Annotated in this window: 16 protein-coding genes; 13 read left to right on the top strand and 3 right to left on the bottom strand. The window is 62.6% G+C overall.

Going from position 1 to position 20,203, the window contains the following annotated elements; all coding sequences use genetic code 11:
• Window positions 1-56 precede the first annotated feature (56 nt).
• From ABIC09_RS22790 to ABIC09_RS22765, 6 genes are all read left to right on the top strand, one after another.
• Window positions 57-782: an alpha/beta fold hydrolase gene (locus ABIC09_RS22790; RefSeq protein ID WP_354110706.1), complete on the top strand. Its 726-nt coding sequence runs from the start codon at window positions 57-59 to the stop codon at window positions 780-782.
• Between the two features lie 431 nt (window positions 783-1,213).
• Window positions 1,214-2,413, top strand: coding sequence for a cytochrome P450 (locus ABIC09_RS22785; RefSeq protein WP_354034897.1), 1,200 nt, complete (start codon window positions 1,214-1,216; stop codon window positions 2,411-2,413).
• Between the two features lie 3 nt (window positions 2,414-2,416).
• Window positions 2,417-2,740 carry a 2Fe-2S iron-sulfur cluster-binding protein gene (locus tag ABIC09_RS22780; RefSeq protein WP_354034899.1) on the top strand — a complete coding sequence of 108 codons (324 nt, stop codon included), beginning with the start codon at window positions 2,417-2,419 and terminating at the stop codon, window positions 2,738-2,740.
• 52 nt (window positions 2,741-2,792) lie between these two features.
• Window positions 2,793-4,001, top strand: coding sequence for an ABC transporter substrate-binding protein (locus ABIC09_RS22775; protein ID WP_354034901.1), 1,209 nt, complete (start codon window positions 2,793-2,795; stop codon window positions 3,999-4,001).
• A gap of 304 nt (window positions 4,002-4,305) precedes the next feature.
• The gene (locus ABIC09_RS22770; protein ID WP_354110621.1) at window positions 4,306-5,217 is read left to right on the top strand and encodes a LysR substrate-binding domain-containing protein; all 912 of its coding nucleotides are present in this window, start codon (window positions 4,306-4,308) and stop codon (window positions 5,215-5,217) included.
• Between the two features lie 328 nt (window positions 5,218-5,545).
• Complete coding sequence (locus tag ABIC09_RS22765; RefSeq protein WP_354110620.1) at window positions 5,546-6,859, top strand: MFS transporter; 1,314 nt, start codon at window positions 5,546-5,548, stop codon at window positions 6,857-6,859.
• 944 nt (window positions 6,860-7,803) lie between these two features.
• On the opposite strand, the gene ABIC09_RS22760 is transcribed toward ABIC09_RS22765, so the two are convergent.
• The 3 genes from ABIC09_RS22760 to ABIC09_RS22750 all read right to left on the bottom strand — a co-directional run bounded on the left by ABIC09_RS22760 (window position 7,804) and on the right by ABIC09_RS22750 (window position 12,052).
• The gene (locus ABIC09_RS22760) at window positions 7,804-8,232 is read right to left on the bottom strand and encodes a GlcG/HbpS family heme-binding protein (RefSeq protein WP_354110619.1); all 429 of its coding nucleotides are present in this window, start codon (window positions 8,230-8,232) and stop codon (window positions 7,804-7,806) included.
• Window positions 8,225-11,197 carry an FAD-binding and (Fe-S)-binding domain-containing protein gene (locus ABIC09_RS22755; RefSeq protein ID WP_354110618.1) on the bottom strand — a complete coding sequence of 991 codons (2,973 nt, stop codon included), beginning with the start codon at window positions 11,195-11,197 and terminating at the stop codon, window positions 8,225-8,227. The genes ABIC09_RS22760 and ABIC09_RS22755 overlap by 8 nt, the downstream gene beginning before the upstream one ends.
• A 105-nt stretch (window positions 11,198-11,302) precedes the next feature.
• A complete protein-coding gene (locus ABIC09_RS22750) occupies window positions 11,303-12,052 on the bottom strand; it encodes a GntR family transcriptional regulator (protein ID WP_354034909.1) in 750 nt (249 codons plus the stop codon).
• A gap of 133 nt (window positions 12,053-12,185) precedes the next feature.
• Here ABIC09_RS22750 and ABIC09_RS22745 point away from each other — a divergent pair, with 133 nt between their 5' ends.
• From ABIC09_RS22745 to ABIC09_RS22715, 7 genes are all read left to right on the top strand, one after another.
• Window positions 12,186-13,388 (top strand): pyridoxal-phosphate-dependent aminotransferase family protein, encoded by a 1,203-nt coding sequence (locus tag ABIC09_RS22745; protein ID WP_502917693.1) that lies wholly within the window; start codon window positions 12,186-12,188, stop codon window positions 13,386-13,388.
• 52 nt (window positions 13,389-13,440) lie between these two features.
• Window positions 13,441-14,724 carry an MFS transporter gene (locus tag ABIC09_RS22740; protein ID WP_354110616.1) on the top strand — a complete coding sequence of 428 codons (1,284 nt, stop codon included), beginning with the start codon at window positions 13,441-13,443 and terminating at the stop codon, window positions 14,722-14,724.
• A gap of 115 nt (window positions 14,725-14,839) precedes the next feature.
• The gene (locus ABIC09_RS22735) at window positions 14,840-16,039 is read left to right on the top strand and encodes a pyridoxal-phosphate-dependent aminotransferase family protein (RefSeq protein WP_354110615.1); all 1,200 of its coding nucleotides are present in this window, start codon (window positions 14,840-14,842) and stop codon (window positions 16,037-16,039) included.
• Window positions 16,040-16,063: 24 nt separating this feature from the next.
• Window positions 16,064-16,861, top strand: coding sequence for an enoyl-CoA hydratase/isomerase family protein (locus ABIC09_RS22730; RefSeq protein ID WP_354110614.1), 798 nt, complete (start codon window positions 16,064-16,066; stop codon window positions 16,859-16,861).
• 154 nt (window positions 16,862-17,015) lie between these two features.
• Window positions 17,016-17,990, top strand: coding sequence for a Bug family tripartite tricarboxylate transporter substrate binding protein (locus ABIC09_RS22725; protein WP_456678224.1), 975 nt, complete (start codon window positions 17,016-17,018; stop codon window positions 17,988-17,990).
• Window positions 17,991-18,124: 134 nt separating this feature from the next.
• On the top strand, window positions 18,125-18,667 hold the full coding sequence (locus tag ABIC09_RS22720; protein WP_354110613.1) for a tripartite tricarboxylate transporter TctB family protein: 543 nt from the start codon (window positions 18,125-18,127) through the stop codon (window positions 18,665-18,667).
• 11 nt (window positions 18,668-18,678) lie between these two features.
• Window positions 18,679-20,196 carry a tripartite tricarboxylate transporter permease gene (locus ABIC09_RS22715; protein ID WP_354110612.1) on the top strand — a complete coding sequence of 506 codons (1,518 nt, stop codon included), beginning with the start codon at window positions 18,679-18,681 and terminating at the stop codon, window positions 20,194-20,196.
• Window positions 20,197-20,203 lie beyond the last annotated feature (7 nt).

Genomic DNA, 20,203 nt, shown 5'->3' with positions numbered 1-20,203 from the left:
TAACGAGCCGTGCCTAGACTAGAATTCCGATGGTCGAACCGAGGGAGAGAGAAATGATAGAGCCTTATGTTCTGGTTCACGGCGCGTGGCACACTGGGGCCGAGATGGAGGCGGTCGCGGCGCATCTGCGGAAAAAGGGATATTTGGTGCATTGCCCGACAGTCGCTGGCAACAACCGCCGCGACGATCGCGCTAAGATAGGGCTCGAGGATGCGATCGGCTCAATTGTCAGCTACATTGAAGGAAACGATCTGCGGAACATCCGGCTGATCGGCCACAGTTACGGGGGAATGGTGATTTCCGGTGTCGCCGACCGCCTTACCGACCGGATCAGGCGTCTCGTCTATGTCAACGCGTTTGTTCCGCTGGACGGGCAGTGTCTCAACGACATGGCGCCGCCGCATTATGTAAGCCTGTTCGATACGATGGCCGCCGCGAATAACAACGCGGTCATGCTGCCGTTTGAGATCTGGCGCGAGGCCTTTATTAACGACGCCGATCTCGATCTGGCAAAGTCCGCTTACGCCAAGCTCAATCCGCATCCAAACAACACCTTCACCGACAAGATCACGCTGAAGCGCCCGTTGGCCGAGCTATCGGTCAGCAAATCCTATGTCAATTGCCGGCAGGACATCTCGCTGCCTCACAGCCTTCCGTGGCATCCGCGGCTATCCGAGCGCCTGGGTCTGTTTCGCCTAGTCGAGTGCGATGGCAGCCATGAAATGTTCTTCAGCAATCCGGCGCGGTTGGCGCAGGCCATCGAGGAGGCCGCCCGCGACTAAAGGGACCAATGCGAAGCTGAATTGGCGAGGGGCGCGACGGTTGCGTCGGGCCTCCTCTTTCTTCCTTTCTTTGGCGTTTCCTCCCAAACACTGGCCGCCAGCGACCTCGCTGCGCGGCCATTTTTGGTAGTGGCGTGGGCTCGATGTCGTCTAGAACTTGCATACGAGCGTTGAGTCCTTCCCGGCAGGAGCTACCAAGCCGTTCGCCCTTCGTGAACTTCTCCTGAATTTCCGTCGACCCGTCGCGCCGCTGCTATTGGCCACTGGTTCCCGATTTTACGGAAATGGTCATTGTCAGCTCGCGGAGGCGACTTCAGCATGAAGGAGTAAGAACCTAAAGCGAGCGCGGCACCCGGCCTCTCTAGGAATGGCGCGCAACCTGTGAGGGCCACGAGGGGCTATGTTTCGTGGCGAAGGGAAGGGCTGCAGCGATGACGACAACTCGTCCAATTCCAGAACTCGACATCGATCCGTTTTCAATGGAGTTCTTCGACGATCCATATCACACGCACGAGCGTCTACGCGAAACCGGACCGGTCATCCGGCTTTCAAAATGGAACGTCTACGCGGTTGCCCGTCATCGGGACGTTCGAGCCATTCTACATGACCACGCCAGCTTTTGCTCGAGCCGCGGTGCCGGATTGAGCGACTTTGTAAAGGAAGCGCCGTGGCGGCCGCCTAGCCTTATCCTTGAAGCAGATCCTCCGGAACATACCAGAATTCGCGCCGTCTTCGATCGAACATTGTCGCCGGCTCTCGTAAGAGAGCTGCGGGAGCACTTCACAAGGATCGCTGAACTGAAGGCGGAGGAGGTGGTCTCAAAGGGCCATGTCGATGCCATTTCGGATATTGCCGAGGCGTTCCCACTCTCAGTATTTCCTGATGCGGTTGGGCTGAAAAAAGAGGGGCGGGAGCATCTTCTCCCGTATGCCGGGGTCGTATTCAACGCTTTTGGCCCTCCGAATGAGCTTCGCCGGCAGTCGCTGGAGCGGTCGATGCCTCATCAAGCTTATGTTCAAGAGCAGTGTCAGCGGAAGAACCTCATGCCGGGAGGCTTGGGCGCGTCCATTTATTCTCGCGTTGAACTTGGCGAGATCAGCGAGTTGGAAGCCCCGTTGTTGGTGCGGTCACTGTTAAGCGCGGGCCTCGACACAACCGTCAATGCGTTAGGAGCAGCGTTGTATTGCCTAGCGCGCTTTCCAGACCAGTGGAGCCGTTTGAAGGGAGATCCCACGCTGGCGCGCAAGGCGTTTCAGGAGGCAATCCGCTTCGAATCGCCAGTGCAAACCTTCTTCCGAACGACCACGCGTAAGGTCGAGATAGACGGTTTTGAGGTTCCAGCGGGCGAAAAGGTGCTGATGTTCCTGGGCGCCGCTAACCGTGATCCACGCAAATGGGACCGTCCGAATGAGTACGACATTTGTCGGCAAACGAGCGGGCACGTCGGCTTCGGTTCGGGGGTCCACATGTGCAGCGGCCAATTCCTCGCACAGCTCGAGGGAGAAGTCATGCTGTCGGCTTTGGCGAGAAAAGCGAAATCAATCGAAATCTCGGGAGCGGTTCGGCGCCGCTACAATAACACGCTGCGCGGCCTAGACAGCCTTCCCGTCACCCTCAAAGCAATGGATTGACGCATGCCTTCCATCAAGTTCGTCCAGTCGTCCGGGAGCTCGGAAGTCGTCCAGGCACACGAGGGAGAGAGCGCAATGGAAGCTGCTACCCAGAACGCAATACCGGGCATTCTAGCTGAATGCGGCGGAAACGCCATGTGTGCGACGTGTCACGTATACGTTGATGATGAATGGCTCGATCGACTGCCATCAGTTTTGGAGCAAGAGAAAGCGCTGCTCACCGAAGTCGCGGCCGAACGCCGCCAGACGAGCCGGTTGTCGTGCCAGATCCAGATGACGTCAGGCCTCGACGGGCTACTTCTCCACATTCCGAATAAGCAGATCTAAGGCCGAAGAAAACCAGTCCCCCTATTGCTGAACCGAAGGTAACAAGATGAGAATGCGCGTGCTTACTTTGCTCATCATAACCGCATTCGCTGCGCCGCAGATGGCGAACGCCGAAGTGTCGGACAAGGTCGTCCGCATCGGCGTGCTCACCGATATGTCGGGACTTTATCAGGACACAAATGGTCTGGGATCCGTCGAGGCTGCCAGGATGGCAGCGGAGGACTTCGAGGGGGCTCATAAAGGTGTCAGGGTCGAGGTGATCTTTGCAGACCATCAGAATAAAGCCGATGTGGCGTCAGCGATCGTACGAAGATGGCTTGATCTCGACCGGGTCGATGCAGTGGTTGATGTGCCAAATTCGGCGGTCGGACTGGCGGTGAACTCGCTGCTCCGCGGCACAAGGGCGACTTTTCTCGCTGCGTCGACAGCCACGTCCGAGCTTACCGGCAAGGAGTGCTCTCCCAACACCATCCAATGGGTCAATGACGTCTGGGCGACTGCGCATGCGACCTCGGCGGCAATGATGGAGCGTGGAGGCAAGGACTGGTATTTCATCACCGTGAACTTCGCGCTCGGCCAGGGCCTCGAGTCAGAAGCGACGAACTATATCGAAAAGCACGGTGGCAAAGTGTATGGCTCCAGCAAGCACCCCATCGGCACGTCGGACTTCGCGTCGTTCCTTTTGCAAGCCCAGAGTTCCAAGGCGAAGGTAATCGGTCTGGCAAATGCCGGCGGCGATACGATCAACGCGATCAAGCAGGCGTCTGAATTCGGTATTCAGCAGGGCGGCCAGTCTATGGTCGCCTTCCTCCTCTTCATCAACGATGTTCACGGAATGGGTCTTAAGGTCGCGCAAGGTCTACAATTGATCGAGGCGTTCTACTGGGATGCGGACGATGACACGCGAGCCTTCGCGAAGCGGTTCGCTGCGCGCGCCGGCATGAACGGAAAAATGCCGAGTGGAAACCAAGCCGGCGTCTATTCGTCGACGTTGACTTTTCTCGGCGCGGTTGCCGCCACGCAAAGCGACGATTCGAACGCTGTGGTACCGGAAATGAAGAAGGTGAATGGACGGGATAAGTTGTTCGGCAATATCAGAATTCGCGAGGACGGGCGCGTCATACATCCAATGCACCTGTTCGAGGTGAAGCGTCCGGAAGAATCGAGATATCCGTACGACTATTACAAGCATCTCTCGACCATTCCTTCGGAACGGGCATTTCGTCCTTTGGAAGCTGGTGGGTGTCCCTTGGTGAAATGAGCCCTTCGTTTCCCGACGCCTAAAACGGTGGTCGGCGTGAGCGAGCCGTTCGGCAAGGCCCGGCACATTAAATCATGCCTGCGCCATGAGTGGAGACGTAGGGATGGACGGCGTGTCCCGGAATGCCGCGAACCAATGACACTTGCGATCGGCCTGTTGGAGCGCGGACGGCAAGGGCAACACTAGGGCAGAAGCCTTGCTCGACAATACGACTGCTGGCGCCTGCCTCCGGCTGGGAATATGGTCAAGGCCGCCGCCGGCAGGGCTCGCTGACCAGACGCCATGGCGGCCGAGGTGATCGAAAATGGGGATCGTTGACGACCTTACGCTTTTCGTGGAGACGGTCAGGGCCGGCAGCCTTTCTGCCGCAAGCCGTAAGACCGGCATTCCGAAGTCCAGCCTGAGCCGTCGCATCGGCGATCTCGAGAGCCAGCTTGGCGTGCATCTGCTCTACCGGGGGCCGAGAAATTTCTCCGCAACCGAAGTCGGAATTTCGATCTATGAACGAAGTGAGCGGATCAAGGAGGAGTTAGATGCCATTAAAGCGCTGGCGGAGAGCTTTTCAAATCACCCGTCAGGCAAGCTCCGCATCTCTTGCCCGGCCGTGCTGGCCGAAAGTCTGGTTTCCGAATTCGCGATCGGATTCTCGATCGTGCATACCGACGTTCGCATCACCCTGGATAGTGCGGTCGGTGCCTTCGACACCGCGATCGGCGACTATGACCTGATGATTCACCCGGCGCGCGGGGACACCATGGCCGACTCCGAGCTGGTCCGGCAAAAGCTTGCCGCCGCAAGCTACCGGCTCGTTGCCTCGCCTGGCTTCATGAAACCACTCGGAATGATCAACGATCCAGCGGAGCTTCAGGACCGGAACGGAATTGGCTGGGCGGCAGACGGCCATCTGGCACGCTGGACGCTCGTGAACCGAAACGCAAACACGACCGAATTGAACGTCAATCTGAAGTTCAGCGCGAACAACCTAAACGTGATCAGGCAGGCGGCGTTGAGCGGCGCCGGCTTGGCGCGGTTGCCGCTAACGATGTGCGAAGCCGACCTCGTGGAAGGACGTCTGGTGCTTCCGCTTCCCGATTGGGCGCCGCCTTCCGTTACCGTTTATGCTCTTTACCCTTCGCGGCGGTCACTGACGCTTGCCGGCCGTCTGTTTGTGGCCGGATTGGCCCGTCATCTGCAGGATAGCATGCCGGCAGCCTGACCGAGTCGTGGCGAACAGCCTGCGGCCCGCGAGACCCAATCCGCAATCATTCTCGAAGCGGACGTCTCTGCAGTCCTCTCTGCAATGGGCAGAGCGCGCCGGGGACGCGGCTTGCAACGTATTCGCGTATTGCTTCGACTGGCGATCAACGGACAAGACTTTGGGACTCCCCGCGGATATGCGAGCTGCCCGTTGCGTCCTGCATCTCGCTGAGAGCCGCTTGTGCCGGATTCGGAACGAACAGTCCCATTCCTGGGTCTCGACAAGCCGCGAACGAAATCTTTTAACACACGAATGCGCCGGGCAACGCAATCATCGGGGGATGAGCTTGACGAACAAGATGGATGTGATTGGAAGGGGCGATGCCGCAAGCGTCGCAAGCGCCTCTCCGGCTGTTTCTGAAAGTCTTCAGCCGTCCTTTCCCAAAACCTTGCTGTTGTGTTTCCTAGCGATATTGCTCGACGGCCTTGATACGGGCTCCATCGGAGTCGCCGGTCCGGCAATCGCGGCTCACTTCGGCGTGTCGACAGCTTCCTTGACACTGCCATTTATCATGACAAGCATCGGAGCCGTGTTAGGATATCTGGCTTCCGGCTATCTGGTGGCCCGATGGCGGGCTCGACGTGTGTTGATTTTCAGCGTGATTGGATTCGGGGTGCTCACCTTGGCAACACCCTTTGCGAGTTCGATTATTGTCCTGTCCATCCTCCGTCTTGTCACGGCCATAGGACTTGGCGCTGCACTTCCCTCGGCCGTGGCGATCGCAGTCTTGCAGGCACCCGTCACGCTGCGAGCTGCCGCCACGATCGTGGTCGGAACGGGACTTGCTGCGGGTGGGGCCCTAAGCGGTGCGCTTGGCGGCCTTCTGACCAGGAAGTATGGCTGGGAGTCACTATTCTACTTCGGAGGCGCGCTTCCATTGTTGCTGTCATTTGTACTGTTGCGCTGGCTGCCTGCGCCAGATGAAGCCGATGCTGCGGCAACGGTGGCGGGCGACAAGCGTATGGCGGGAAATCTGAAGCTCATCTCAAGCCTATTTGCCGGTTCGCTCGGCAGTCGAACCACATGTCTCTGGATCTTTTCATTTCTCATCTTCGCCGACGCCTATGCACTCATCTTCTGGCTGCCCCCGCTGCTGATCGGGTTCGGCTTTCCGGCTGCGGACGGCCAGTTCGCGGTCGGCTTCTTCAGCGCCGGCGGCCTCATCGCCAATTTGATTGTCGTGCCGCTGGTGGGCCGCTTCGCCGTCACCAGCGTGATGAGGATTGCCGCGTCGACAGCTGCGGTATGCGTGACCGGAATCGCGCTTTGGGCGACGACGTCGTGGGTCTGGGCGCTGATTCTAGGTGCCGGCGCCGGGCTTATCGCCTGTTCGGTCGGCCAGTCGGCGCTGGCCGTCTCAATCTATCCCGCGCCATTGCGAACCAACGGCGTCGGCTTCTCTGCGGCAGCGGGGCGGATCGGTTCGATCGTCGGGCCTGCTTTCGTTGGTCTGCTGTTCTCGCTTGGCTGGTCTCCGAAATCCATCGTCTTGGCGGCGGCCGTGCCGATCCTGGCCGCGATCCTCGTGCTGTTGCTCCTCCCGCGATCGGTTCAAGGCAGTGAGCTTTGGGATGTTTCCGCAGGGAAGCGGGGCACCTGATCGCATTTCGCCAGGTGCACCAAACAGGCATTGTCATGCAATGTTCAGGCTGCGCCCTTCTTCTACATGCCCTTCGCCTCGCTGCCGATCGACCGTGGACTGGTCGAAGCAATTAAGTGAGCGTGGAGCAAACGGAAGGTCTCAATGCGAAACGACGGCTCTGTAGCGCGAAAGTTCGAGCCTGCAGAAGCGGGCAGCATTCGAGACCCGGCCAATGCCCCTCTTATCCAAACACCGGGGTCCGGAGTTAAGCTGCCCCCGGTAGGAGAACAGCGCCTCCAGGGCGGTGGGTTTAGCAATGTGGCGGTCTAGTGACTCGAATCCCCGACAGATCACGGCATAGTCTAATGCGCTTACCCTCGGAGGCCTCGGCTGCTCGGCCGCCAGTCCAAGATCCCAATGACGCGCCAAGCGCCGTTCTCCCTGGCTGCCGCCGCAACGAAATCGCAATGAATTGGACGAAACGAGCGTGAACAAAACGGGTCGAAAAGGCCATCCAGATCAAGAAAAATCAACGACTTAGAAGTTGTTCACTGCGTTCGGGACGCAGGCATCCCTCAGTCAGATCGCAACTTGGACCGAATGTCGGTATCGGTGGTTGCGCCTCCTGGATTTGAGCTACAATGCGAGCTGGGTGTAGTTCCGAAGAGACACCGTGCTGTGCCGACGAAAGCGGGCATCGAAAATGCGCGTCTTCGATTTTGGGCGGCGGAGGTCGCTTTCACCTGACCGGCAGCCCAGGGCTTCGATATTCGTCTAAGCGTAGAGCTGCGGTCGTCCTGAGGCTCACGCACCGCCCTATGGATAAGATTGGATGAGGTATCGTAGCTTGGGCTGGTATGGGAAAGGCGGTTAGCGCTCCAGGGATTCGAACCCCGACGATCCAGCGGCACACTATCTCTTGGCATCTTAGAATGCGCAACGCTCCAGTAGCATGGACAAGGCTACCCCGCGTTCGCCTTCCACCCCGCCGCCTGGATGCCCGCCACGGCACACGCCTCGTCATTGTCCGACGTGTCGCCGGAGACGCCGACGGCGCCGAGAAGGGTCGTGCCGTCCATGATCAGCACGCCGCCGGGGACCGGCACCAACGCGCCTTTTGCAATCGTGTTCACGGCGTCGATGAAATAGGCCTGCTCCTGTGCCCGCTGGTACAAAGCGCGCGAACCCATGCCCATGGCGAGCGCGCCAAAGGCTTTGCCGTGGGCGATCTCGGCGCGCATCAGGCTGGTGCCGTCCTGCGCGGCTGCGAGCTTGAGCACGCCGCGGGCGTCGAGGACGGTGACGACGAGCGGCTTGAGCTTCAGCTCAGTCGCCTTCGCCAATGCGGCGTCGAGTATCTTGCGGGCGGTGTCGAGCGTGAGGTCAGCCATAACTGGGTTCCTTTGCAATAGGAGTGGAATTGGTCTCGGCGCTATCGAGGCTCATCGCCAGCACGCGGGCGACGTGAAGCGCCTCGCGCTGCGCGCCGTCGTGGATCTGGTGGCGGCAGGAGGTGCCGTCGGCGACGACGAGCGTGCTCTGGTCTGCGCGGCGCACCGCCGGCAGCAGCGACAGCTCGGCCATCTCGATCGAGGCATCATAGGTGTCCGCGCCGTAACCAAAAGCACCCGCCATGCCGCAGCAGCTCGACTCGATGGTCTTGACCTCAAGGCCGGGGACGAGCCGCAGCACCTGCTCGACCGGCTTGAAGGCGCCAAAGGATTTTTGATGGCAATGGCCGTGGACGAGGGCCTTCTCAGCGACGGTGCCGAGCGGCAGTTGCAGCCGGCCGGCCTCGGCCTCGCGCACCAGAAACTCCTCGAAGGTCAGCGCGTGGGCGCCGACAGCCTTGGCGTCATCGTCCTTGCGCAGCGAGGCGAGCTCGTCGCGGAGCGTCAGCAGGCAGCTCGGCTCGAGGCCTATGATCGGCACCCCGCGCGTGGCAAAGGGCGCGAAGGCGGCGACGAGACGATCGAGCTCGGACCTGGCTTCATCGACCAGCCCGGCGGACAGGAAGGTGCGACCGCAGCAGAGCGGCCGGTTGCCGCTGGGGGGCTTCGGCATATGCACGCGATAGCCGCCAGCGGCGAGCACACGCAACGCGGCCTCGAGATTTTCGCGCTCGTAGATGCGATTAAAAGTGTCGGCGAAGAGAACGACTTCGCGGCCGGCCTCCGGACCGACGCTGTCGGCAGGCGCCACGAACACATCGCTGCGGAAGGCGGGCAGGGCGCGGCGCGCGCTGATGCCGGCGAAGCGCTCGAACAGCTTTCGCAGCAGCGGGCTTCGGTTGCGCAAGTTCGCTAGCGGCGCAAAGCGCGACGCGAGGCCGGCGTAACGCGGGAGGTAGCCGACCAGGCGGTCGCGCAGCGTCAGGCCGTGCGAGGCCGTGCGCGCGGCCAGCACCTCGATCTTCATCTTGGCCATGTCGACCCCGGTCGGGCATTCGTGGCGGCAGGCCTTGCAGGAGACGCAAAGTTTCAGGGTCTCCATCATTTCGTCGGAGGACAGCGCGTCGGGGCCGAGCTGCCCGGAGATCGCGAGCCGCAAGGTGTTGGCGCGGCCTCGCGTGACATCCTTCTCGTTTCGCGCGGCGCGATAGGACGGGCACATCACGCCGCCCTCGAGCTTGCGGCAGGCGCCGTTGTTGTTGCACATCTCGACCGCGCCCTGGAAGCCGCCGCCGGCGCCGGGATAGGCCGACCAGTCGAGCTTGGTCTTGAGGTCAACGACGCGATAGTCCGGCTTGAAACGGAACAGCGAGCGGTCGTCCATCTTCGGCGCGTCGACGATCTTGCCGGGGTTGAGCACGCCGTCGGGATCGAAGCGGTGCTTTACTTCCTTGAAGTCGGTGACGAGGCGCTCGCCGAACATGGTCTCGTGGAATTCGGAGCGGACCAGGCCGTCGCCATGCTCACCGGAATGCGAGCCCTTGTATTCGCGCACCAGCGCAAAAGCCTCTTCGGCGATGGCGCGCATCGCCTTGACGTCTTTGTCGAGCTTGAGGTTCAGCACGGGGCGCACATGCAGGCAGCCTTCGGAGGCGTGCGCGTACATCGTGCCGCTGGTGCCATGCCTGGCAAACACCTCGTTCAGCCGCGCGGTGTAGTCGGCGAGATACGGCAGCGGCACGGCACAGTCCTCGACGAAGGAGACCGGCTTGCCCTCCTGCTTCATCGACATCATGACGTTGAGGCCGGCGGCGCGGAAATCGGCGATGCCGCTTTGGAGCGCGGGCTCGGTGATCTCGACCACGCCGCCCCATTTGCGCGTGTCGTTATTCCAGCCGAAGCCGAGATCGCCCATCAGCTCGCCGAGCTGCTTGAGGCGCAATAGATTGTCGGCCTGGTCCTCCTCGGCGAACTCGACCACCAGCACGGCGTCTGGATCGCCCTTGATCGCCGCATTGATGATCGGCTTGAACATCGCGATGTCGCGGCCGAGCGCGATCATGGTGCGGTCGACCAGCTCAACCGCGATCGGCTTCAGCTTGACCAGGTGCTGGGCCGCGTCCATCGCCTCGTAAAAACTGCCGAAATGGCAGACGCCCAGCGCCTTGTTGCGGATGACAGGCCACAGCTTCAGCTCGACCTTGGTGGTGAAGGCGAGCGTGCCTTCGGAGCCGACCAGGAGATGCGCCATGTTGTTGCGCGCATTGCGCGGGATGAGCGCATCGAGATTGTAGCCGCCGACGCGGCGCTGCACTTTTGGGAAGCGCGCAGCGATCTCGTCGGCCTCGCGCGTGCCGAGGTCGAGCATGTCGCGGAACAGGGCGCGCATGCTGTCGTCGGCGTCGAGATCGGAGAGATCGCGCGAGACCTCGCCGAAACGGCTCAGCGTGCCGTCGGCGAGCGAGGCCTCCAGCGACAGCGTGTTGTCGCGCATGGTGCCGTAGCGAAGCGAGCGGCCGCCGCAGGAATTGTTGCCGGCCATGCCGCCGATGGTGGCGCGGGACGCGGTCGAGACGTCGACCGGAAACCACAGGCCATGCTTTTTGAGCTGCCGGTTGAGGTCGTCGAGCACGATGCCGGGCTCGACCACGCAGGTCCGGCCTTCGACGTCGAGCGACAGGATGCGGTTGAGGTGTTTTGAGAGATCGACGACGAGGCCATCGTTGACGGTCTGGCCGCATTGCGAGGTGCCGCCACCGCGCGGGGTGACCTTCACGCCCTCGTCGCGGGCGACCGCCAGGGCCCGCAGCGCCTCGTTCATGGTCTTGGGGACCACGACGCCGGACGGCACGATCTGGTAGAACGAGGCGTCGGTGGCGTAGCGGCCGCGGCTGAAGTGATCGAACAGGACGTCGCCAGTCATGTCCGCGCGCAGGCGCGGTTCGAGCGAGGAGGCGTTGGTCATCCCTGGTCCCGGATTGATCCTACAAGGCCCCGGCCCCGTCGGATTATTCATTCTTGTTTCTGACCGATTATATTATGAATTCAAAATGAGCAAGCCGGCTACCCCTTAGGGTGCCGCCGGTGCGTCGTCTTCGGATTCGGCCAGGTGCTCGATCGCGGCCGTCCGCTTGTTGCGCAGGTGCTGGAACAGGATGTCGCTGAGCTCGCTCGCGGCGCGGCGGCGCAGCGCGTCCAGGATCGCCTCGTGCTCGCGCATCGCCTCCGCCCAGCGCTGCCGCTTGCGGGCGAAATTGGCGGAGTAGCGGACCCGGCGGATTCGTCCGGCAAAGTTGGCGTAGGCGGTCTTCAGCGTCTCGTTGCGCGCGGCTGCGACGATGCTCTCGTGGATGCGCTGGTTGGCCTGGAAATAGCCGTGCATGTCGCGATGCAGATAATGGCCGTACATCTCGTAATGCAGCTGCTCGATTGCAGTGATTTCCGCATCCGTAATGGCCTCGCAGGCGAGGCGCCCGGCGAGGCTCTCCAGTCCCGCCATGACGTCGAACAGCTCTTCGAGGTCGCGCTGGCTGAGCTGGCGGATGCGGGCGCCGCGGTTGGGTAGCAGCTCGATCAGGCCCTCGGCCGCGAGCACCTTCAGTGCCTCGCGCAGGGGCGTGCGGGAGATGCCGAACATCTCGCAGAGCTGGCGCTCGGGAACGCGGGCACCGTCGGGAATGTTGCCTTCCACGACGTAGTCGCGCAGCCGCAGCAGGATCTCGCCATGGAGCGAGGCCTCGTGACGGTTTTCTTGGCGGTCGCCGCCATTTGTGGCGGGCGGGGTGATCGGAACCCCGGTGTCGGGAATCGTGGATTTCATTTGCAGCACAGTAGTTTGCTCGTTGGGTCGCGTCGACGGCCGCAATCGAATACCAAATTTCGATTGAAGTGACAAAAAATGAATGCAAAATGGCCAACAGAGCCGGCCAGAATCCGCCGCCAGGGAGGTTTTCATGCATCAGGGACGCCATTTCCTTCAAATTCCGGGCCCGAGCCCGGTCCCCGAGCGCGTTCTTCGCGCCATGGACATGCCTGTCATCGACCACCGGAGCGCGGAATTCGGCGAGCTCGGCCGCACCGTGCTCGAAGGCAGCCAAAAGATTTTCCAAACCGCGGGCCCCGTCGTGATCTTCCCTTCCTCGGGGACCGGCGCCTGGGAGGCCGCGATCGTCAACACGCTGTCGCCGGGCGACAAGGTGCTGATGGTCGAGACCGGCCATTTCGCCACGCTGTGGCGGCAGATGGCGGGCCGCTTCGGCATCGAGGTCGATTTCGTGCCCGGCGACTGGCGCCGCGGCGCCGATCCGGCCGTGATCGAAGCCAAACTCACCGAGGACAAGGCGCGCGCGATCAAAGCGGTGATGGTCGTGCACAACGAGACCTCGACCGGTGCGACCAGCCGCATCGCCGAGATCCGTGCCGCGATCGACCGCACGGGCCATCCGGCGCTGCTGATGGTCGACACCATCTCCTCGCTCGGCTCGGTCGACTACCGCCACGACGAGTGGAAGGTCGATGTCAGCGTCAGCTGCTCGCAGAAGGGGTTCATGCTGCCGCCCGGCCTTGGCTTCAACGCGATCTCGGAGAAGGCGCGCGCGGCTGCGAAGACCAACAAGATGCCGCGCTCCTATTTCGACTGGGAGGAGATGCTCAAGCCGAACGCCAACGGCTTCTTCCCCTACACGCCCGCGACCAACCTGCTTTACGGCCTGCGCGAGGCGATCGCGATGCTGCTCGAAGAGGGGCTCGACAACGTGTTCGCGCGTCATCAGCGGCTCGCCGCCGCAACGCGCGCCGCCGTCAATCATTGGGGACTCGAAGTGCTGTGCCAGGAGCCGTCGGAATTCTCGCCGGTGCTGACCGCGGTGCTGATGCCGCCCGGCCATGACGCTGACCAGCTCCGCAAGATCGTGCTCGAGAGTTACAACATGTCGCTCGGCTCGGGCCTGTCGAAGGTTGCCGGAAAGGTCTTCCGCATCGGCCATCTCGGTGAATGCAATGCGCTGACGCTGCTCGGCGCGCTCACCGGCGTGGAGATGGGCCTGTCGGTTGCCGGCGTGCCGCACCGCTCCGGCGGCGTCGACGTCGCGATGAAGCTCCTGGAGCAGCGCCCGCAGGGCAATGCATCGCCGCATCTGAAAGTGGTCGGCACCTAATTGCGCAGGGACACGCAAGGCCAATCATAAAAAGCGATCAGGAGGGGTGGAGATGGGAATTCGGTTCAAGGCCACGCATGTCGTGCTGGCGATGCTCTGCGCGATGTATTTCATCACCTATGTCGACCGGGTGAACATCGGCACCGCGGCGAGCGAGATCCAGAAGGAGCTCGCTCTCTCCAACACGCAGCTCGGCCTGGTCTTCTCCGCCTTCGCCTATCCTTATCTCTTGTTTCAAGTGATCGGCGGCTGGGTCGGTGACCGTTTCGGGCCGCGCAAGACGCTGTTCTGGTGCGGCATGATCTGGGCGGTTGCCACCATCTCGACCGGCTTCGTCAACGGACTTGCCGCACTGTTCGTCGCGCGCTTCGCGCTCGGCTTCGGCGAGGGCGCGACGTTCCCGACCGCGACGCGCGCGATGCAGTACTGGACACCGGCAAACCGCCGTGGTTTTGCGCAAGGCCTGACCCATTCCTTCGCCCGGCTCGGCAATGCCGTGACGCCGCCGGTGGTGGCGCTCCTGATCCTGTGGCTGACCTGGCGCGGCGCGTTCGTCGTGCTCGGCTTCGTCAGCCTCGTCTGGGGCGTGATCTGGGTCTGGTACTTCCGCAACGAGCCGAAAGACCACGCTGCCATCACGGAAGCAGAGCTCGCCGTGCTGCCGCCGCGCCCGACCGGCGAGCGTCCGCGCGTGCCCTGGAGCCCGCTGTTGGGGCGGATGTGGCCGGTGACGCTGACCTATTTCTGCTACGGCTGGTGCCTGTGGCTCTATCTCAACTGGCTGCCGCTGTTCTTCAAGAACAACTACAATCTCGACATCAAGAACTCGGCGTTGTTCGCCTCCGGCGTCTTCTTCGCCGGTGTGATCGGCGACAGCGTCGGCGGCGTGATCTCGGACAAGATCCTCGACCGCACCGGCAATGTCCGCCTGGCGCGGCTCAGCGTCACCGTCACGGGATTTGCGGGGGCGCTGCTCTCGCTGTTCCCCATCCTGTTCGTCCACGACATCACGATCGTCGCGCTGTGCCTGTCGGCCGGCTTCTTCTGCGCCGAGCTCGTGATCGGCCCGATGTGGTCGATCCCGATGGACATTGCCCCAAAATATTCGGGGACCGCGTCCGGACTCATGAACACCGGCTCAGCCTTTGCAGCCATCGTCTCCCCGCTGGTCGCCGGCTTCGTGATCGATGCGACCGGAAACTGGTACCTGCCGTTCCTGATGTCGATGGGGCTGTTGCTGCTCGGCGGCCTCTCGGCCTTCCTGATGCACCCGGAACGCCCGTTTACGGAGGCCGAGGGGCGCCTGCCGTCCGGCAAGGTGGTGGCCGCGGAGTAGGAGCGGCGGAGGGTCCCCGGTTAGGCATGGGAGTCTCCCTTTGGAGAGGGGACAAGCCGGTCAAATGGTGCTATTCGGCGGCCATCAAAACAAGGCTAGACCGGGAAGGACGCCTATGACCGTGCATACTGGAAGGCATTTTCTCCAGATTCCAGGACCGACCAACGTGCCCGACCGCGTGCTGCGGGCGATGGACATGCCGACGCTGGACCATCGCGGTGCGGAGTTCGCCGAGCTTGGTTTTGCCGCGCTTGCGGCGATGCAGCGCGTGTTCCGCACCAAGCAGCCCGTGATCATCTTCCCGTCGTCCGGCACCGGCGCCTGGGAAGCGGCGATGGTGAACGTGCTCGCGCCCGGCGACAAGGTTTTGATGTGCGAGACCGGCCAGTTCGCCGTGTTGTGGCGCGGCATCGCCGACAAGTTCAAGCTCGACGTCGACTTCATCCCGAGCGACTGGCGCCATGGCGCCGACCTCGCCGAGATCGAGAAGAGCCTCGTCGCCGACAAGCAGCACGCGATCAAGGCGGTCTGCGTCGTCCACAACGAGACCTCGACCGGCTGCGTGACGCCGCCGCTCGAAGTGCGCAAGCTGCTCGACCGCACAAAACATCCGGCGCTGCTGATGGTCGACACCATCTCCGGTCTCGGCTCGATGGAATACGAGCACGATGCCTGGGGCATCGACGTCTCGGTCGCCGGCTCGCAGAAGGGCCTGATGCTGCCGCCCGGTCTCGGCTTCAACGCCGTCTCGGAGAAGGCGCTCAACGTTGCCAAAGCCAATCCCGGCATGCGCTCCTATTGGGACTGGCAGGAAGTGATCTCCTTCAATAAGCTCGGCACCTTCCCCTACACGCCTGCGACCAATCTGCTCTATGGCCTACGCGAAGCGGTCAAGATGCTGGAAGAGGAGGGGCTGGAGAACGTCTGGTCCCGCCACAAGCGTCACAGCGCGGCGACGCGCGCGGCGGCCGAGGTCTGGGGTCTCGAGACGCAGTGCGCCGATCCCGCCGCGCATTCGCCGGCGCTGACCGGCGTGCGCGTGCCTGACGGCCACGACGCTGACGCCTTCCGCAAGGTGGTGCTGGAAAACTTCGACATGTCGCTCGGCACCGGCCTGAACAAGGTCAAGGGCAAGGTGTTCCGCATCGGCCATATCGGTCATTTCAACGATCTGATGCTGATGGGTACGCTCGCCGGCGTCGAGATGGGCCTGGATCTAGCGAAGATTCCGCACCGGAGCGGCGGCGTGCTGGCGGCCATGGACGTCCTGAAGGGGCGCGACGCAGTGCCTATGGCCAAAGCTCAGGTGGCCTGAACTAACTTGGAAAGTGAGCGCGCGATGAACGCCCCGACGACGACCAACGAAGACCTGCTCTACTCCGTCACGGACGGCATCGCGCGGATCACCTTCAACCGCCCGCAGGCGCGCAACGCAATGACCTTCGCCATGTATGATCGCATGGCGGAGATCTGCCTGAACATCAACGCCGACCGCTCGATCAAGGCGCTGATCCTCACCGGCGCCGGCGACAAGGCGTTTGCCTCCGGCACCGACATCTCGCAATTCCGCGCGTTCAAGACGGCGCAGGATGCGCTCGACTACGAGGCGCGGATCGACCGGGTGCTCGGCACGCTCGAGCAGTGCCGCGTGCCCGTGATCGCGGCCATTGCGGGGGCCTGCACCGGTGGCGGCGCCGGCATCGCCGCCTGCTGCGATCTCCGGATCGGCACCGAGACGACGCGCATGGGTTTCCCGATCGCGCGCACGCTCGGCAACTGCCTGTCGATGTCCAATATCAGCCGCGTCGTTTCGCTGGTGGGGCCGGCCCGCACCAAGGATCTGATCTTCAGGGCGCGACTGGTCGAGGCGCAGGAAGCGCTGTCGCTCGGGCTGCTCACCGAAATCGTCCCTGATGTCGAGACGCTGCAGCGCCGCGCCGACGAGACCGCAAAGCTCGTCGCGAGCCACGCTCCGCTAACCCTCGAAACGACCAAGGAAGCGGTGCGCCGCATCCGCCCCACGCTGTCGCGCGAACAGGGCGAGGACCTGATCCTCAAGGCCTATATGAGCGAAGATTTCCGCGAAGGCATGGACGCCTTCCTCAACAAGCGCACGCCGAACTGGAAGGGCAAGTAGGGGCAAATAGCGCGCGCTTCGTCAGCCGAAAGTCATATGCGGCCGAATGTCCGCCTGCTTGAACTCGCGATCTTTAGTCCGCACAATGCATCGATAGATTTCCCGGCGTCACAAAGCCAATAAGAACCAGGGGACGAAACTCGTGCGAATTCCAGTGAAAGCCGTCGGAGCTGCGACGGCCTTGTTGTTGAGCGCGCCAGCCTTTGCCGGCTGGGAGCCCACCAAGCCGGTCGAGATCGTCGTGGCCGCGGGCGCGGGCGGCGCCTCCGACCAGATGGCGCGGATGATGCAGGCCGCGATCCAGAAGAACAATCTGATGAAGCAGCCGATGGTGGTCTCGCTCAAGGGCGGCGCGTCGGGTGCGGAAGCGCTGATGTACATGAAGTCCAGCGAGGGCGATCCGAATAAGGTGCTGATCGCCTATTCGCTGATCTACATGCTGCCGCTGTCGGCCAAGATCCCGTTCAACTGGCGCGAACTGACCCCGGTCTCGGTGATCGCGCTCGACCAGTTCGTGCTGTGGGACAACAGCGCCGGCCCGAAGACGGTGAAGGAATTCGTCGACGCCGCGAAGGCGGCGAGCGCCCCGTTCAAGATGGGCGGCACCGGCTCCAAGCGCGAGGATCACGTGCTGACCGTTTTCCTCGAGCAGAAGACCGGTGCGAAATTCTCCTACCTGCCCTACAAGTCCGGCGGCGAGGCCGCGACCCAGCTCGTCGGCAACCACACCGAATCCAACGTCAATAACCCTAGCGAAAATCTCGAAGTCTGGCGCGCCGGCCAGGTGCGACCGCTCTGCGTGTTCGACAAGGAGCGCATCGCCTACACCAGCAAGGTGACCGACACGCAGTCCTGGGCCGACATCCCGACCTGCAAGGAGGAGGGCATCGACGTCCAGTATCTGATGCTGCGCGCGATGTTCCTGCCCGGCAAGGTCACGCCGGAGCAGCAGGCGTTCTATGTCGAGCTGTTCCACAAGGTGACTCAGACCGCCGAATACAAGGACTACATGGAAAAGCAGGCATTGAAGCCGATCTTCCTCACCGGCAAGGACATGGTGCAATTCCTCGAGGAGGACGATGCCACCAACAAGTCGCTGATGACGGAAGCCGGATTCGTCGCGAAGTGATCCCACCTCCACGTCATGCCCCGCGAAGGCGGGGCATCCAGTACGCCGAAGCTTATCCGTACTCCTCGCCGCAGCTGGAATACTGGATCATCCGCCTTCGCGGATGATGACCGCGCATTTTGATTTGGCAGAGCATGTCCCAAACCGATCTCGAAATCGTCGTCGACGATCCGACCGCGCCTGAGGAAAACTCGCCTTCCGTCACTAGCTCGGGCACGGTCGAAATGATCGTCTGCCTGCTGCTGCTCGCGCTGGCAGCGATCCTCGGCTACGACAATTGGCGGACCGGGGCATCCTGGGATTCGACCGGGCCTGAGCCCGGCTATTTCCCGTTCTATCTCTGCCTCGTCCTCGGCGGCGGCAGCCTCTATGGCCTGATCGCCGCGCTCCTCACGCGCCGCGGGGCCGCCGAAACCTTCGTCACGCGCGCGCAGGCGCGCCGGGTGATGGCGGTGTTCGTGCCGACGCTGCTGTTCTGCCTGGTGACGCAGTTCCTCGGTCTCTACGTCGCGAGCTTCCTGCTGATCGCGGGCTTCATGCGGGCGATCGGCAAGATCGCGCTGTGGAAGTCGCTGGTCACCGCCTTCCTGTTCACGGCGATCATGTTCGTCACCTTCGACATCGCCTTCGACGTCATCATGCCGAAGGGCCCGCTCGAAGCGGCCTTCGGCTACTAGGCGGACCCGCGATGGAAGCTTTCGGTCTCCTGCTTCACGGCTTCGCCGTCCTGCTCACGTGGAAGACGCTCGTGCTGATGATGGTCGGGCTCGTGCTTGGCATCTTCGTCGGCGTGCTGCCGGGTCTCGGCGGCCCCAACGGCGTTGCGATCCTGCTGCCGCTCACCTTCACGATGGATCCGACCTCGGCGATCGTGATGCTGTCCTGCATCTACTGGGGCGCGCTGTTCGGCGGCGCGATCACCTCGATCCTGTTCAACATCCCCGGCGAAGCCTGGTCGGTCGCCACCACCTTCGACGGCTATCCGATGGCGCAGCAGGGCAGGGCGGCAGAGGCGCTGACCGCGGCGTTCACGTCGTCCTTCATCGGCTCGCTGGTCGCGGTGCTGCTCATCACCTTCCTCGCGCCGATGATCTCGTCCTTTGCGCTGAAGTTCGGCCCGCCCGAGTTCTTCGTGGTGTATCTCTTGACCTTCTGCTCCTTCGTCGGCCTCGGGCGTGAGGCCAAGCACAAGACGCTCATCTCGATGTCGCTCGGGCTGTTGCTCGCAGGCATAGGCATGGACACGGTGTCGGGCCAGCTGCGCATGACTTTCGGCTCGTCCGAGCTCTTGCGCGGCATCAACTTTCTCGTGGCCGTCATCGGCCTGTTCGGCATTAGCGAGATCCTGCTGACGATGGAGGAGCGGCTGGCTCTGCGCGGGCACGCGGCGAGCATCTCGCTGCGCGTCGTGCTGAGCGTGTGGAAAGACCTGCCGAAATACTGGGTGACGCTGCTGCGCTCTTCCTTCATCGGCTGCTGGCTCGGCATCACGCCGGGCGGCGCGATCGCGGCGTCCTTCATGGGCTACAATCTCGCCAAGCGCTTTTCCAAGGATCCAGAGAGCTTTGGCAAGGGCCGTATCGAGGGCGTGTTCGCGCCGGAGACGGCTGCGCATGCCTCCGGCACCTCGGCGCTGCTGCCGATGCTGGCGCTCGGCATTCCCGGCTCCGGCACGGCTGCGATCCTGCTCGGCGGGTTGATGGTGTGGGGGCTCAATCCCGGACCGCTGCTGTTCATCGAGCACAAGGATTTCGTCTGGGGCCTGATCGCCTCGATGTATCTCGGCAATGTCGTCGGACTCGTGCTGGTGCTGACGACGGTGCCGATCTTCGCCTCGATCCTGCGCGTGCCGTTCGCGGCGGTGGCGCCGATGATCGTGGTGTCCTGCGCGATCGGCGCCTATGCGATCCAGAATGCGATGTTCGACATCTGGCTGATGCTCGGCTTCGGTGTCGTCGGTTATGTCTTCAAGAAGATCGGCATTCCGCTGGCGCCGTTCACGCTGGCGCTCGTGCTCGGCAACCGCGCCGAGGATGCCTTCCGCCTGTCGATGATCGGTTCGGGCGGCGACCTCAAAGTGTTCTGGTCGAACGGTCTGGTCGGCTCGATCACGACGCTGGCGATCGTGCTGTTTTTCTGGCCGCTGATCGATGCCGCACTCGGACGTCTCGGTTTGACCAGGCGGACTAAGGCCGCCTCGGGCTGAGACGTCC

It is taken from the genome of Bradyrhizobium sp. S3.12.5, assembly GCF_040548225.1.
In the GTDB taxonomy this organism is placed as follows: Bacteria; Pseudomonadota; Alphaproteobacteria; order Rhizobiales; family Xanthobacteraceae; genus Bradyrhizobium; species Bradyrhizobium cytisi.
The sequence above is the reverse complement of the archived record's forward strand: the minus strand, read 5'-3'. Positions and strand labels throughout refer to the sequence as shown.

What these genes read in the sequence shown, in the direction of transcription:
- ABIC09_RS22715 (WP_354110612.1), top strand. Translation starts at nt 18,679, where the DNA reads ATGGAAGCTTTCGGTCTCCTGCTTCACGGCTTCGCCGTCCTGCTCACG.
- ABIC09_RS22775 (WP_354034901.1), top strand. Translation starts at nt 2,793, where the DNA reads ATGCGCGTGCTTACTTTGCTCATCATAACCGCATTCGCTGCGCCGCAG.
- ABIC09_RS22755 (WP_354110618.1), bottom strand. Translation starts at nt 11,197, where the DNA reads ATGACCAACGCCTCCTCGCTCGAACCGCGCCTGCGCGCGGACATGACT.
- ABIC09_RS22740 (WP_354110616.1), top strand. Translation starts at nt 13,441, where the DNA reads ATGGGAATTCGGTTCAAGGCCACGCATGTCGTGCTGGCGATGCTCTGC.
- ABIC09_RS22760 (WP_354110619.1), bottom strand. Translation starts at nt 8,232, where the DNA reads ATGGCTGACCTCACGCTCGACACCGCCCGCAAGATACTCGACGCCGCA.
- ABIC09_RS22750 (WP_354034909.1), bottom strand. Translation starts at nt 12,052, where the DNA reads ATGAAATCCACGATTCCCGACACCGGGGTTCCGATCACCCCGCCCGCC.
- ABIC09_RS22780 (WP_354034899.1), top strand. Translation starts at nt 2,417, where the DNA reads ATGCCTTCCATCAAGTTCGTCCAGTCGTCCGGGAGCTCGGAAGTCGTC.
- ABIC09_RS22745 (WP_502917693.1), top strand. Translation starts at nt 12,186, where the DNA reads ATGCATCAGGGACGCCATTTCCTTCAAATTCCGGGCCCGAGCCCGGTC.
- ABIC09_RS22785 (WP_354034897.1), top strand. Translation starts at nt 1,214, where the DNA reads ATGACGACAACTCGTCCAATTCCAGAACTCGACATCGATCCGTTTTCA.
- ABIC09_RS22735 (WP_354110615.1), top strand. Translation starts at nt 14,840, where the DNA reads ATGACCGTGCATACTGGAAGGCATTTTCTCCAGATTCCAGGACCGACC.
- ABIC09_RS22720 (WP_354110613.1), top strand. Translation starts at nt 18,125, where the DNA reads ATGTCCCAAACCGATCTCGAAATCGTCGTCGACGATCCGACCGCGCCT.
- ABIC09_RS22730 (WP_354110614.1), top strand. Translation starts at nt 16,064, where the DNA reads ATGAACGCCCCGACGACGACCAACGAAGACCTGCTCTACTCCGTCACG.
- ABIC09_RS22770 (WP_354110621.1), top strand. Translation starts at nt 4,306, where the DNA reads ATGGGGATCGTTGACGACCTTACGCTTTTCGTGGAGACGGTCAGGGCC.